The 14,420-nt window shown below is 67.9% G+C and carries 9 protein-coding genes and 1 pseudogene; 2 read left to right on the top strand and 8 right to left on the bottom strand.

Features of this window, described 5'->3' with window-relative positions; genetic code table 11:
• Positions 1-20: 20 nt before the first annotated feature.
• The 5 genes and pseudogenes from IEW34_RS24445 to guaA form a co-directional block, all read right to left on the bottom strand.
• A complete protein-coding gene (locus tag IEW34_RS24445; protein WP_188611834.1) occupies positions 21-2,807 on the bottom strand; it encodes a bifunctional aconitate hydratase 2/2-methylisocitrate dehydratase in 2,787 nt (928 codons plus the stop codon).
• Between the two features lie 110 nt (positions 2,808-2,917).
• A pseudogene (locus IEW34_RS31155) lies at positions 2,918-3,104 on the bottom strand (glutamine-hydrolyzing GMP synthase); the annotation flags it as partial.
• A gap of 26 nt (positions 3,105-3,130) precedes the next feature.
• Positions 3,131-4,129 carry a carbon-nitrogen hydrolase family protein gene (locus IEW34_RS24440; protein WP_188611833.1) on the bottom strand — a complete coding sequence of 333 codons (999 nt, stop codon included), beginning with the start codon at positions 4,127-4,129 and terminating at the stop codon, positions 3,131-3,133.
• Between the two features lie 317 nt (positions 4,130-4,446).
• On the bottom strand, positions 4,447-5,088 hold the full coding sequence (locus tag IEW34_RS24435; protein WP_188611832.1) for a dihydrofolate reductase family protein: 642 nt from the start codon (positions 5,086-5,088) through the stop codon (positions 4,447-4,449).
• Positions 5,089-5,230: 142 nt separating this feature from the next.
• The gene (guaA, locus tag IEW34_RS24430; protein WP_373288314.1) at positions 5,231-6,859 is read right to left on the bottom strand and encodes a glutamine-hydrolyzing GMP synthase; all 1,629 of its coding nucleotides are present in this window, start codon (positions 6,857-6,859) and stop codon (positions 5,231-5,233) included.
• A gap of 255 nt (positions 6,860-7,114) precedes the next feature.
• Here guaA and IEW34_RS24425 point away from each other — a divergent pair, with 255 nt between their 5' ends.
• Positions 7,115-8,872, top strand: a complete 1,758-nt coding sequence (locus tag IEW34_RS24425) for a DUF7168 domain-containing protein (RefSeq protein ID WP_188611830.1) — start codon at positions 7,115-7,117, stop codon at positions 8,870-8,872.
• Positions 8,873-9,070: 198 nt separating this feature from the next.
• On the opposite strand, the gene IEW34_RS24420 is transcribed toward IEW34_RS24425, so the two are convergent.
• The 3 genes from IEW34_RS24420 to guaB form a co-directional block, all read right to left on the bottom strand.
• The gene (locus IEW34_RS24420) at positions 9,071-10,360 is read right to left on the bottom strand and encodes an RsmB/NOP family class I SAM-dependent RNA methyltransferase (protein WP_188611829.1); all 1,290 of its coding nucleotides are present in this window, start codon (positions 10,358-10,360) and stop codon (positions 9,071-9,073) included.
• A 120-nt stretch (positions 10,361-10,480) separates the two neighbouring features.
• The gene (locus IEW34_RS24415; protein WP_188611828.1) at positions 10,481-10,909 is read right to left on the bottom strand and encodes an MAPEG family protein; all 429 of its coding nucleotides are present in this window, start codon (positions 10,907-10,909) and stop codon (positions 10,481-10,483) included.
• A 149-nt stretch (positions 10,910-11,058) separates the two neighbouring features.
• Entirely contained in the window at positions 11,059-12,555 is a 1,497-nt protein-coding gene (gene guaB / locus IEW34_RS24410; protein WP_188611827.1) for an IMP dehydrogenase, read from the bottom strand.
• Between the two features lie 350 nt (positions 12,556-12,905).
• On the opposite strand from guaB, the gene IEW34_RS24405 reads away from it, so the two are divergent.
• On the top strand, positions 12,906-14,411 hold the full coding sequence (locus IEW34_RS24405) for a DHA2 family efflux MFS transporter permease subunit (RefSeq protein ID WP_244642178.1): 1,506 nt from the start codon (positions 12,906-12,908) through the stop codon (positions 14,409-14,411).
• Positions 14,412-14,420 lie beyond the last annotated feature (9 nt).

The following is a 14,420-nucleotide window of genomic DNA, read 5'->3' as shown; positions in this document are numbered from 1 at the left end:
CGCCTAATCAGCCGCCCCTCTCAATAATGCACCGACATCCCCATCGCCCCGCCCTTCGCCGGCGCGAACTTCGTCAAATCCACCCCCTCCACCGCAGCCCGGTACTCCTCGGCGCTCGGCGTGCGGCCGAGGATGGCGGCCAGCACCACGACCGGGGTCGAGGCCAGCAGCGATTCCCCCCGCTTCTCGGCGCTGTCCTCCACGACGCGGCCCTGGAACAGGCGCGTCGAGGTGGCGAGCACGGTGTCGCCCTTCTCCGCCTTTTCCTGGTTGCCCATGCACAGGTTGCAGCCGGGGCGCTCCAGGTAAAGGATGTTCTCGTATTCGGTCCGGGCCTGCCCCTTGGGCTTCAGGTCATCGAACTCGAAGCCGGAGTAGCGCTGGAGGATCTCCCAGTCCCCTTCCGCCTTCAGCTCGTCGATGATGTTGTAGGTCGGCGCGGCGACGACCAGGGGGGCCTTGAACTCCACCTTCCCTTGCGCCTTTTCCACGTTCTTGAGCATCTGCGCCACGATCTTCATGTCGCCCTTGTGCACCATGCACGAGCCCACGAAGCCGAGGTCCACCTTCTTGGTGCCGCCGTAGTAGGAGATCGGGCGGATGGTGTCGTGAGTGTAGCGCTTGGAGACGTCGGCGTTGTTCACGTCGGGGTCGGCGATCATCGGCTCGTCGATCTGGTCGAGATCGACGACGACTTCGGCGAAGTATTTGGCGTTGGCGTCGGGGGCCAGCGCGGGCTTGTCGCCCGAGCGGATCTCGGCGATGCGCGCATCGGCCTTGGCCACCAGGCCCTTCAGCGTGCCCGCGGCATTCTCCATGCCCTTGTCGATCATGATCTGGATGCGCGACTTGGCGATTTCGAGCGATTCGATCAGCGTCTCGTCCTGCGAGATGCAAATCGAGGCCTTGGCCTTCATCTCGGCCGTCCAGTCGGTGAAGGTGAAGGCCTGGTCGGCGAGCAAAGTGCCGAGGTGGACTTCGATGATGCGGCCCTGGAAGACGTTGTCGCCGCATTGCTTGAGCATCTGCGCCTGGGTGGCGTGCACCACGTCGCGGAAGTCCATATAGGGCTGCATGGTGCCCTTGAAGGTCACCTTCACCGATTGCGGGATCGGCATGGTGGCTTCGCCCGTGGCCAGCGCCAGCGCCACGGTGCCGGAGTCGGCGCCGAAGGCGACGCCCTTGGACATGCGGGTGTGGCTGTCGCCGCCGATGATGATGGCCCAGTCGTCCACGGTGATGTCGTTCAGCACCTTGTGGATCACGTCCGTCATGGCGCGGTAGGCGCCCTTGGGGTCGCGGGCCGTGATCAGGCCGAAGGTGTTCATGAAGGCCATGAGCTTGGGGATGTTCGCCTGGGCCTTCTTGTCCCACACCGAGGCGGTGTGGCAGCCCGACTGGTAGGCGCCGTCCACCAGCGGCGAGATGACGGTGGCGGCCATCGCCTCCAGCTCCTGGGCGGTCATCAGGCCGGTGGTGTCCTGCGAGCCGACGATGTTGACCTTAACCCGCACGTCCGAGCCGGCGTGCAGCACCTTGCCCGGCGTCACGCCGACGGCGTTGCGGTTGAAGATCTTCTCGACCGCGGTCAGGCCCTGGCCGGCAATGGCGATCTCCTTGTTGGGGGCGAACACCGGCGTCGGCTCGACGCCGAGGGTCTGGGCGGCGAAGGTCTGGAGCTTCTTGCCGAAGACGATGGCATAGGAGCTGCCGGCCTTCATGAACTCCATCTTCTGGGGCGTGAAGGCCGAGGCGATGTCGACCAGCTCGTGGCCGCTCTCGTCGCGCAGCTTCTTGGCCTTGACGTCGATGGCGATCACGGTGCCGGTGTCGACCGAATAGGTCTGCTCGAGCACCGGATTGCCGTCGTTGTTGAGGATCGGCTTGCCGTCCGCGCCGGTCTTCTTCACCCAGTTCTTCAGGTTGATGCCGATGCCGCCGGTCACGTCCACCGTGGTCGCGAAGATCGGCGAGATGCCGTTGGTGCCGGCCACCACGGGCGCGTAGTTGACGAAGGGCACATAGGGGCTGGCCTGCTTGCCGGTCCACAGCGCCACGTTGTTGACGCCGGACATGCGCGAGGAGCCGACGCCCATCGTGCCCTTTTCGGCGATCATCATCACCCGCTTGTCCGGGTGGCGCTGTTGCAGGGCCACGATCTCCTGCTGCGCCGCGGGCGTGATCATGCACTGGCCGTGCAGCTCGCGGTCCGAGCGCGAATGCGCCTGGTTGCCCGGCGACAAAAGGTCGGTCGAGATGTCGCCTTCGGCCGCGACGAAGGTCACCACCTTGATCTCGTCCTCAACGTCCGGGAGCTTGGTGAAGAACTCGGCCTTGGCGTAGCTCTCCAGAATGCCTGTGGCGACGGCATTGCCCGCCTTGAAGGCATCGCGCAGCCGGAACATGTCGGCGTCGTAGAGGAAGACCTGGGTCTTCAGCACCTCGCCGGCCTGCTCGGCCAAGGTGGAGGCCTCGCCCAGCGCGATGTCGAGCAGCACGTCGACCGAGGGGCCGCCCTTCATGTGCGACAGCAGCTCGAGGGCGAACGCCGGGGTAATCTCCGGGACGAGCGCTTGGCCGAGGATGATCCGCTTCAGGAACGCGGCCTTGACGCCCGCCGCGCTGGTGGTGCCCGGCAGCGTGTTATAGATGAAGAACTTGAGCGCGTCCGTGCGCTGCGCGCTGCCGGCATCCTCGATGATGGCGATGATTGCGGCGGTCAGTCCGCCGTCGTCGATCGGCTTGGGGGCGAGCCCTTGGCTTTGTCTGCTCTCGATCTCGGTCAGATAATCCAGGTAGAGGCTCATCGCGATCCCAACGTCATGAGTTGCCCGGCGCTGAACCGCAGCGCCACAAGCGAGCATCAATCTGTCGTAAGCGCTTATGGGCTTCGCGCGCGTCAATCAAGACCGGATGACGGGCAGCGGATGGCGAGGCCCTTCCCCGGGACAGGGTGGCGGCCCACGAACCCCTCCGGCAGGCCGAGCGCATACGCCTCGTCCTTGAAGAGCTCGCAGCGGCGCCACCAGCTTCATGTTCATGCCCGCCGAACCGGCGGCCACTTCGCTCGAAAATGCTCTAGAAGGTGCCCCGGGCCAGGACATCGGCCGGCTGCGGGCACCCGTTTCCCTCAGGCTCCGCTGGGCCGCGGCCGCCCCGCATCCGGGTCTTCGTAGCGGCCGCCGGCGCGATCGACCTCCAGGGTGAAGACGTCCGGACGGTTGTAGTGGCCGGCGAAGTCCTGGAGCAGCTTCGCGCTGATCCATTGGTCGAGATCGAGGTCCGCGTACAAAATCCCTTCGGCGCCGCCGGTCAGCGGGCCGGCGACAACGTCCAAGCTCGGCGACACGATGGACGAGCCGCCGTCGGCGATGCCAGCGGCCAGGTCCTGCTCCGGGTTGCCGGTCATCGCCGCGAGCTCCTTGTAGAAGGCGTGGTCGATGACGGCGCAGGCGCTGATGACGAACGCTTTCGACATGAGTGCGAAATGCCGGGCGGTGAGCACGGATATCTCAGCCAGATTGGGGGCGTCTTTGTCGACCATGATGAAATGCGGCGGCCAGCTCATCGCGTGAATGCGCGGCCCACGCGAAATGATGTCGAAACCCGCCAACGGATTTGAATTCTCCGAACAACACAACGCGCTCAGCGGGCCGAAGGGCGTGTCGACAACGGTCAGCGTGTCGCCCCAGCCGCCCCAGTGCACCATCCGCTCGTAGCCGGTGGGCGTGAGCTTCTGGTGCTTGCCCACCAGTTGGCCATCGGGCGCGAAGAAGAGCTGGGTGTTGAACATGGAGCCGGAGTTGGTGCGCGAGCGCTCGCACACGCCGATCACCACGTAGCAATTGGCATTGCGCGCGGCCTCGCCGAGCTTGGCCGTCTCGGGGCCGGGAACATCGACAGCGCTCTTGTACAAGCGCACGTTGAGGTCGTTCAGCGCCTTCGATCCCGCCGGCAGGAACTGAAACCAAGCGGGATAAGCGGAGATGAAACATTCGGGAAAGACGACGACCTCGGCGCCGTTTCTGCCGGCCTCACGGATCAGGTCGCACGCCTTATCGGTGGTGGCGGCGCTGTCCAGCGTGATCGGCGACGCCTGTACGGCCGCGGCGCGAACGACTTGTTTCACAGTCGACCTGCCTTGCTTCATCGTCTGCGGCGGGGATCGCCACGACCCGGCGCGGATGGCCGTGCCGACAAGCGGATCGCACAAAGCGGGAGCGGTCACAAGCGAAAGTCGCTGAAAGCTTGGAATCACTTTTACTCGATTGTCGCCATCAATCCAAACATTTGACTTATAAGGAGAATATCCCGTTCTCTCGCGAAACGGCCGTCACTCAGACCGTCAATAAGCGCCGCTCTTGATGTCAGATGGGCATTTCATCTTTCGCAAGACGTCCCACTGTCACAATCCATCGGTATTCAGCTCGGCCCTTTCGGCGCTCCCTATCGGCTGAGAACGATGTGGGTGGCGTGATCGGTCGCCTGATGTTCGGTGACGCGGTAGCCGAGCGCCGGCAGGTCGATCCCGGCGAACATCGCTTCACCCTGTCCGAGCACCACCGGGGACAAGGCGACATGCAGTTCGTCGATCAGCCCGGCGAGAAGATATTGGCGCACCGTCGCGGCGCCCCCACCAATCTTCACGTCGCGGCCCTGGGCGGCGAGCCGCGCCTTCTGGAGCGCCGCCTCGATGCCCTCGGTCACGAAGATGAAAGTGGTGCCGCCGTCCATCTCGATCGGATCGCGCGGATGGTGCGTCAGCACGAAGGTCGGCGCGTGATAGGGCGGATTGTCGCCCCACCAGCCCGTCCAGCTCTCATCCGGCCAGGAGCCGCGGATCGGCCCGAACATATTGCGGCCAAGGATGAACGCGCCGAACCCGTCCATCGATCGATGGGCGTAGGCCTGATCGACGCCGTCCGAGCCGCCGTCCTGGCCGATCATGGCCCGAAACATACGCGTACCGAACATCCACTCGTGCAGCTCCTCGCCGCGCTTGCCGAGCGGATTTTCAAGTCTTTGCTCAGGCCCTGCTCCGAAACCGTCGAGCGAGATCGAAAAGCCTGCGACGCGCACCTTCGTCATGGCGAACCCCTCCGTCTCGTTCGGCCTCGAAAGATCGAAGCAGTATGGGTCGCCACCTGGCTCATGACGATGTGCGGCGCGCATCGGTAGCTACTCGGCTCGCACATTCCAGAACCGCCGACAGCCGCCTTTTCTCTCGCCCTCACTCCCACTCGATCGTCCCGGGCGGCTTCGACGTGATGTCGTAGGTCACCCGGTTGATCCCCTGCACCTCGTTGACGATGCGCGTCGCCACGGCGCCCAGGAAGCCCATGTCGAACGGGTAGAAGTCCGCCGTCATGCCGTCCACCGAGGTCACGGCGCGCAGGGCGCAGACGTGGTCGTAGGTGCGGCCGTCGCCCATCACGCCCACGGTGCGCACGGGCAGCAGCACGGCGAAGGCCTGCCAGATGTCGTCGTAGAGGCCGGCGCGGCGGATCTCCTCCAGGAAGATGGCGTCGGCCTTGCGCAGGATCTCCACCTTCTCCTTGGTGACGGCGCCGGGGCAGCGGATGGCGAGGCCCGGCCCGGGGAAGGGGTGGCGGCCCACGAACACCTCGGGCAAGCCGAGCTCGCGGCCGAGCGCGCGCACCTCGTCCTTGAAGAGCTCGCGCAGCGGCTCCACCAGCTTCATGTTCATGCGCGCCGGCAGGCCGCCGACGTTGTGGTGGCTCTTGATGGTCACCGAGGGGCCGCCGGTGAAGGAGACGCTCTCGATCACGTCGGGATAGAGGGTGCCCTGGGCGAGGAAATCGGCCGGGCCGCCGCCGGCGTCGGCGAGCTTCTTGGCTTCCGCCTCGAACACGTCGATGAACAGCTTGCCGATGATCTTGCGCTTCTGCTCGGGGTCGGTCACCCCTTCCAGGGCGCCGAGGAACAGCGCCTCCGCGTCCACGTTGACGAGGGGGATGTTGTAGCTCTCGCGGAACATGGTGACGACGCGCTCGGCCTCGGCGGTGCGCATCAGGCCGTGGTCGACGAGCACGCAGGTGAGCTGGTCGCCGAGCGCCTCGTGGATCAGCACCGCCGCAACGGCGGAATCGACGCCGCCGGAGAGGCCGCAGATCACCCGGCCCGGCCCCACCGTCTCGCGGATGCGCGCCACCGCCTCCTCGCGGAAGGCCCGCATCGACCAGTCGCCGGCGCAGCCGGCGATATTGCGCACGAAGTTGCGGATCAGCGCCGCGCCGTGCGGGGTGTGGATCACCTCCAGGTGGAACTGCACGGCGTAGTAGCGCCTCGCCTCGTCGGCGATGGCGGCGATGGGCGCGTTGTCGGATGTGGCGATGGCGGTAAAGCCCTCGGGCAGGCGGGTGACGCGGTCGCCGTGGCTCATCCACACGGGGTAGCGCTCACCCGTCCTCCAGACGCCGTCGAAGAGGGGCGATGGGGCCACCACCTCCACCTCGGCGCGGCCGAACTCGCGGTGGTGGCCGCCCTCGACGGTGCCGCCGAGCTGCACCGCCATGGTCTGCTCGCCGTAGCAGATGCCGAGCACCGGCACGCCGGCCGCGAAGATTTCCGCGGGCGCAGAGGGGGCGTCGGCGTCGAGGACCGAGCACGGGCCGCCGGAGAGGATCACGGCCTTGGGCCGCATCTCAGCGAAGGCCTCCGCCGCCTTCTGGTAGGGCACGATCTCGGAATAGACCTTCTCCTCGCGCACCCGGCGCGCGATGAGCTGGGTCACCTGGCTGCCGAAATCGACGATCAGGATCTTGTCGTGGCCGCCGCCCTCGCCGATGGCGAGCGCGGTGTCGGAGGCGGTGGAAGGAAGGTCCGTCATCGCGGTCAGCTAAGCCATGCGCGAGGGGTTCGCAACCGCGAACATAGCGCGCCATCGGCGGCGGCGCGTGTGCGTCGCGTCAACGCCATGCCGCCCGCATCATGCCGTGGGCACCGCGCCGCGTCGAGCCGATCGCGCGGACGCGGCCGATCCCGGCATGGCGTCGGTGCCGCCTGGCCAGGTCGTCCTTACGCGTAGAGGACGAATCGTGGTCAAATCTCCTCATCGAATTCACCGGCTTAGCGGACAAGGAGCCGCCTGAAGATGCCCCTGCAGGCCGACATCGACACCGACCTTGCCGTTCAAGAGTCCATTGCGCGACAAATCGACGGGTTGGCCGAACGCCTTGTGGCGAGCGGCGCACTTCTCAAGACCTTGCGACGGTGGTTTGCCGGCCATGCCGATGTGCCCGAAAGCGATGGCGCCCGGGTCGACCTCGTGGCGATGGCCACCGATCTGGAGCTGTTCGCGCCATCGATCAGCGGCCGGACCATGATCGACCGCCACCGGAGCGGCAGCCGGCCGCAAACGGAGGTGGAGCGCCAAGGGCTCGAAGCCCTCGGGGCGGCGCAATTCCGGGTGGTCAAGATCGTGGGGCGGGAGGACGCGAACGTGGTCCGTCTGGAGGATCGCGTCACCGGAGAGAGCCTTCTGCTGCTCGACACGTACATAGCCCCCGAGGCGGCCGGCCTGACGACGGCCATGCGGCTCTGCCCGCTGACCAGCGGCCGCCACGCCCACATCGCGCCGCTGTTCGCGCTGGACGAGGCGATGGTTGCGGCCGCAGCGAAATTTGCCCGTCCCGGCCGTCCCCTCAGTGACCGTTGCGCTGCCAGCCTGTACCGGGATGTGGCGCGGCATGGTTGCCTCCCCATCCCGCAGCAGGTCGACGAGGCGGCGCTCATCGACGCGATCGGGGAGGTCGATGAGCGTATGACCGCGGTCGAAATCCTGGCGTGCCGGTGGATCGGTGATCACGGGGCGGACGAGGCAGCGGATCTCGTCCTGGAGGCTCGCCGGCTTGCGTCCGTGGACACTCTCGTCGACACCTGCGGGCATTTCGGCCAGGCCGGCGCGGACGCGCCGCAGGGGCTCAAGGCGGCCTTTGAACGGATTGCCGAGTTGCAGGTGGAGACGATCGCCCAGCGCGCCCGGGCCGGTGTGGGAGGGCATGCCGACGCGCTCGATGAAGCGGCCACGGCTATCGCGGATTTTGTCACCCAAGGCGCAATGCAGGCCGGCGCACGTGAATTGTTCGAGCGGCTGCGCGCGCGATGGGCCTTTTCGGCTTCAGAGAGAGCGGCCGCAAGCGCATCCTCGGTGGCGGAGACCGACCGGGTGATCCAGCGCATCCAGGCCCTCCGCGCCAAGACCGTCGACCGCGGCTGCACGGAGGATGAAGCCATGGCCGCCGCCGCCAAAGTCGCAGAGCTGCTGGATCGCCACGATCTGACCCTCGACGAGGTATCGGTGCGTGGCTCGACCTGCGAGGGGGCAAGCATCGCCACGGGCCGCAAGCGTCGCGCTCCAGTTGATTCCTGCATGCCGTCGCTGGCCGAATTCTGTGATTGTCGGGCCTGGTCGGAAGGCGGCGGCGATAGCGCATTGCGCTACGTGTTCTTCGGCCTCAAGGCCGATGTCGAAGCCGCGCGCTTCCTGCACGAGTTGATCGAAGTCACATTCGAGACTGAAGGCATGGCCTTCCGGCGTGGCGAAATCTATCAGTCACTGCGTGGCGGCGATCGCCGAACCGCACTCTATTCGTTCCAAGTGGGCCTCGCCAGCGGCATATCCGCCAAGCTCGGCACGCTCAAGGCCGCCCGTCGGAGCTCCACCTCCAGGCGCCCCGGCTTCGACCTCGTCGTCGCCAAACACGCCGTCGTGGACGACGAATTCGCCAAGCTGGGGCTTGACTTCATCAGCCGCGCGGCGAGGTCTCGGCGCTATGTTCACGGCGACGCCTATGCCGCCGGCAAGGCCGCCGGCGCGCTCTTTGAGCCGAACGCCGGGCTGAGCGGTTGACGAGAGAAATCTCAACGGTTTGGGCAGTGGCAACCGGTCAGGCTCTTTAGGAGGATGGATGGTCGGGTCAAGCCCGACCATCACGTTGCAGGTAAAGAGCTTTCTCCTCTACCCGCCATGGTCGGGCTTGACCCGACCATCCATCCCTTCAACGGCTCAAAAATCTCTGTGCAGCGCGCTCTTTCGACGTGAGCGCGATCACCGCCGCACCAGGGCGGCGACGAAGAAGCCGTCGGTGCCGGTGGTGCGCGGCGTCAGTTGCACGGCGCCGCCCGGGCGCGCCAGGTGCGGCGCGCCGCCGGGCAGCGGCGGCAGCGGCGCCGGCGAAAAGTCCTCGTGGCGGGCGAGAAAGCTTGCGATCTGCTCCTCGTTCTCCTGCGGCAGCAGCGAGCAGGTGATGTAGGCGATGCGCCCGCCGGGCTTCACCAGGGCCGCCGCCCTGTCGAGCACCACCTCCTGGTCGCGCAGGCGCTCGGTGAGGCTGCCGGGCCGCAGGCGCCACTTGGCGTCCGGGTTGCGGCGCCAGGTGCCGGTGCCGGTGCAGGGGGCGTCCACCACCACCAGGTCGATCCCTCCGGCGAGGTCGGCCAGCGGATCGGGCCCGTCCGGCCGCCAGCGGCCCTTGGGCGCGCGCACCTGCACATTGCGGGCGCCGGCCCGCTCCAGGCGGGCATAGAGGGGCGCGAGCCGGCGCCCGTCGATGTCGGTGGCGTAGATCTGGCCGGAATTCTCCATCTGGGCCGCGAGCGCCAGGGTCTTGCCGCCCGCGCCGGCGCAGAGGTCCACCACCTGTTCGCCGGGCCGGGCCCCCGTGAGGAGCGTCGCGAGCTGCGAGCCCTCGTCCTGCACCTCGAACCGGCCCTTGATGAAGCCCTCCTCCCCTTGCAGCGAGGGGCCGCGGCCGTCGCGCGGGGCGGGTATGCGCAGACCCTCGGGCGCGTAGGGCGCAGCGGCGATGCCGAGGTGCATGAGGTCGGCCAGCACCTCGGCGTGGGTCGCCTTCAAGGTGTTGGCACGCAGGTCGATAGGCGCGCGGGCGGCGAGCGCTGCGAGCTCGGCCACCGCGTCCGGGCCGAAGGCCTGCGCCAGCGCCGGCGTCAGCCAGTCCGGATAGTCGCCGGCGACCTCGGGCGGGGCGGCATCGAGGCTGGCGTGGGCGAAGCGCTCGCGCTCCTCGCCGGTGAGCGACGGCGGCGCGTGGCCCTCGCCGCTGAACAAGGCTTCCGTGGCGGCAAGATCGAGGCCGCGGTCGAGCCTGAGCATGCCAAGCACGGAGGCGCGCGGGGTCTGCGCCCCCATCAGCCACTGGGCCGAGGCCTTGCGGCGCAGGGTGTCGTAGACCAGCGAAGCGATGGCGGCACGGTCCTTGGCGCCGGCGAAGCGCCGCTTCAGCCCCCAGTCCTTCAGCGCATCCGGCGCCGGCCTTCGGCGCTCCGCGATGTCGTCCAGCACCTCGACGGCGGCGGCAATGCGGGCGCCGGGGGTCATGGGCGGGCCTCAAAGCGGATGGATGGCCGGGTCGAGCCCGGCCATGCCGCCATAAGGCGGGGCGCGACCTTCCCACCGTCATGGCCGGGCTCGACCCGGCCATCCATCGCAAGGAACAACTCACGGCCCATAGGACACCAGGATGCGCACGGCGAAGATGATCCACATGATGCCGAGCACCACGGTGCTGACGGCGAAGGCGGCGCCGCGCAGGGGCACGGTGTTGGTGGTGACGTGGACGCCCATCTGGACGGCGCGGGCGGCGACGTAGATCCACTCCATGGCGACGAACAGGAAGTCGGCCTTGCGCGTCACCAGCGCCAGGATCACAAGCGCGTAGAACAGCACCGGCAGCGTCAGCACGTTGTCGTAGGCGTTGTTGAACTTGCGCGAATCCTCGGGCCAGCGGTCGGCGTCGAGGGCGACCTCGCCGACGCGGACGTCGCCGCCCTTCATGGCGCGGCCGCGCACCAGCATCAGCCCGATGAGCAGGGCGAAGGTGAGCGCGACGAGGACGAAGACGGGGAGCAGAACGGCCTGGACGGTCATGGCACGCGGAGCCTTTTGATAAACGGGGCGCCTTTGAACAATAGCGGCGGCGCGGCCGTGTTCCAGCGCCCGCAAACCGTCCTCCAGCCGTCATGGTCGGGCTTGACCCGGCCATGATGTCGGAAGGGGGCGCCCTCCCCTTACCCGGTTCAGATCGCCGAGGGGTAGTTCGGGCTCTCGCGGGTGATGGTCACGTCGTGCACGTGGCTCTCGCGCAGGCCCGCGCCGGTGATGCGCACGAAGGTCGACTTCTCGCGCAGCTCGGCGAGGTTCGCCGCGCCCACGTAGCCCATGGCGGCGCGCAGGCCGCCGGCGAGCTGGTGCAGCACGTTGGCGACGGGGCCCTTGTAGGGCACCTGGCCCTCGACGCCCTCGGGCACCAGCTTCAGGGTGTCCTTGATGTCCTGCTGGAAGTAGCGGTCAGCCGAGCCGCGGGCCATGGCGCCCACCGAGCCCATGCCGCGGTAGGCCTTGTAGGAGCGGCCCTGGTAGAGGAACACCTCGCCCGGGCTCTCCTCGGTGCCGGCGAGCAGCGAGCCGACCATGGCGCATTCCGCGCCCGCCGCCAGCGCCTTGGCGACGTCGCCGGAATATTTGATGCCGCCGTCGGCGATCACCGGGATGCCCTGGGCCGAGGCCGCCTCGACCGCGTCGAGGATGGCGGTGAGCTGGGGCACGCCGACGCCGGCGACGACGCGGGTGGTGCAGATCGACCCCGGGCCGATGCCGATCTTGATGGCGTCGGCGCCCGCATCGATCAGCGCCTGGGCGCCGGACCTGGTGGCGACGTTGCCGGCGATCACCTGCACGGCGTTGGAGAGCTTCTTGACGCGGGTCACCGATTCCAGCACCCGGCGAGAATGGCCGTGGGCGGTGTCGACCACCACCACGTCGACGCCGGCATCGATCAGCCGCTCGGAGCGGATGAAGCCGTCGTCGCCGGTGGTGGTGGCAGCGGCGACCCGCAGGCGCCCGCGCTCGTCCTTGGCGGCGTTGGGATAGGCGACCTGCTTCTCGATGTCCTTGACGGTGATCAGGCCGGTGCAGCGGTAGTGATCGTCGACGACGATCAGCTTCTCGATGCGGAACTGGTGCAGCAGGCGCTTGGCCTCGTCCTGGCCGACCCCGTCGCGCACGGTGATCAGCCGGTCCTTGGTCATCAGCTCGGAGACCGGCTGGCCGAGGTTGCTGGCGAAGCGCACGTCGCGGTTGGTGAGGATGCCGATGAGCTTGCCGTTGTGGCCCTCCGGCCCGCGCTCCACCACCGGGATGCCCGAGATGCCGTGGCGCTTCATCAGGGCGAAGGCGTCGGCCAGCGTCTCGTCCGGGTGGATGGTCACCGGGTTGACCACCATGCCCGATTCGAACTTCTTCACCCGGCGCACCTCGTCGGCCTGCTGCTCGGGCTCCAGGTTGCGGTGGATGACGCCGATGCCGCCGTGCTGGGCCATGGCTATGGCCATCGGCGCTTCCGTCACCGTGTCCATGGCCGAGGAGACGATCGGCAGGTAGAGCTTGATGGTCTTGGTGAGACGGGTCGCCACGTCGACCTCGCCCGGCATCACGTCCGAGGGGCCAGGCTGGAGCAGCACGTCGTCGAAGGTGAGGCCTTCGCGGATGCGCCCGGTGGTGTCGAATTCTGCCATGGTCAACTTCCGATCCGGCATCGCCGATGGTGGCCGCCCTGGTCCGCCGACCCCCCGGAAACGGGCGTCGATGCGCGGGCGAAGTTGACGGGGGCCCATAGCACGTCGGTTTGCATCGCGCAAAAGCACAAGCGGTCGCAGCCCAGGTGGTCTCAGCCGGTGTGCACCCAGCGCATGAAAGCCCTGTGACGCGGCCCCGTGCAGCGCCTACCCCGGTCCCTATGTTGCGGCTATCCACAGGGGATGCCCAAGCGCGCCGCAACCCGCTCAATCCGCGGGCCGCAAAGGAGCGCGCGCCGGCTCTCCCCGGCCGTGGTCATCGCCCGGGGCGCGAGGATCGGACCCTAGGAATGCTGCAGGCGCTCTCCAACAGGCTGGCCGGGGTGAAGCTCGACCGGCAGATGCTCATTCCGCTGATCGTCGCCTGCGCGCTGTTCATGGAGAACACGGATTCGACCGTCATCGCCACGTCGCTGCCGGCCATCGCCGCCGACATCGGCGAGGACCCCATCGCCCTGAAGCTCGCCCTCACCTCCTATCTCGTCAGCCTGGCGATCTTCATCCCGATCAGCGGCTGGATGGCCGACCGCTTCGGCGCGCGCACGGTGTTCCGCCTCGCCATCGTCGTGTTCATGGGCGGCTCGCTCGCCTGCGCCTTCTCCAACTCGCTCGGCAGCTTCGTCGCCGCCCGCTTCCTCCAGGGCATCGGCGGCTCGATGATGGTGCCCGTGGGCCGCCTGGTGCTGCTGCGCTCGATCCCCAAGTCGCAGCTCGTCTCGGCGCTCGCCTATCTCACCGTGCCGGCGCTGGTCGGGCCGGTGGTCGGGCCGCCGCTCGGCGGCTTCATCACCACCTATTTCGACTGGCGCTGGATCTTCTTCATCAACATCCCCATCGGCATCCTCGGCATCGTGCTCGCCAGCGTGTTCATCGAGAACATCCGCGAGGAGGACGTGGTGCCCCTCGACATCGGCGGCTTCGTGCTGGCCGGCTTCGGCTTCGCCGCGCTGATGATGGGCTTCGCCAGCGGCGGCCGCCACCTCATCCCCCCCGGCATTTCGGTGGCGCTGGCGGTCGCCGGCGCGGTCTCGCTGGTGCTCTATTACGTGCATTCCCGGCGCGTCGCGGCGCCGCTGCTGAAGCTCGACCTGCTCAAGATCCCCACCTTCCGCGCCAACGTGGTGGCGGGCTCGCTCTTCCGCATCGGCGTGGGCGCCATTCCCTTCCTGCTGCCGCTGATGCTGCAATTGGGCTTCGGGCTGAGCCCGGTGCAGTCGGGCCTGATCACCTTCATCTCGGCAGTCGGGGCGCTGTTCATGAAGACGCTCGCCACGCGCGTTCTGCGCCGCTACGGCTTTCGCACCGTACTGACGGTGAATGCGGTACTGGCCTCGGCGACGCTGGCCATCTACGGCTTCTTCACGCCCACGACGTCGATGACGCTGATGCTCGCCGTGCTGTTCGCCGGCGGCTGCCTGCGCTCGCTCCAGTTCACCGCCATCAATGCCATCGGCTACGCCGACGTGGAGCCGCGCGACATGAGCTATGCCACCAGCCTGTCGAGCGTCGCCCAGCAGCTGTCGCTGTCGTTCGGCGTGGCGCTCGGCGCCCTGGTGCTGCAATTCGCGTCGGACCTCAGCGGCCATACGGAGATCCGCACGGAGGACTTCTGGCCGGCCTTCGTGGTGGTGGCGGCGGTGTCGGCGAGCTCCGCCCTGGTCACCCTGTTCCTCGCCCGCGACGCCGGCACCGAGGTCTCCGGCCACGTGCCGCGCGAGCGCGTCGCCGCCCCCGGCGGCGCCCGCCGCCTCACCGCCGAGGCGGTGCAGCAGCACCCCACCGCCGGCGAGACGTGAGGGGATTGT

The sequence above is a fragment of the Chelatococcus reniformis genome (assembly GCF_014640075.1).
In the GTDB taxonomy this organism is placed as follows: Bacteria; Pseudomonadota; Alphaproteobacteria; order Rhizobiales; family Beijerinckiaceae; genus Camelimonas; species Camelimonas reniformis.
The sequence above is the reverse complement of the archived record's forward strand: the minus strand, read 5'-3'. Positions and strand labels throughout refer to the sequence as shown.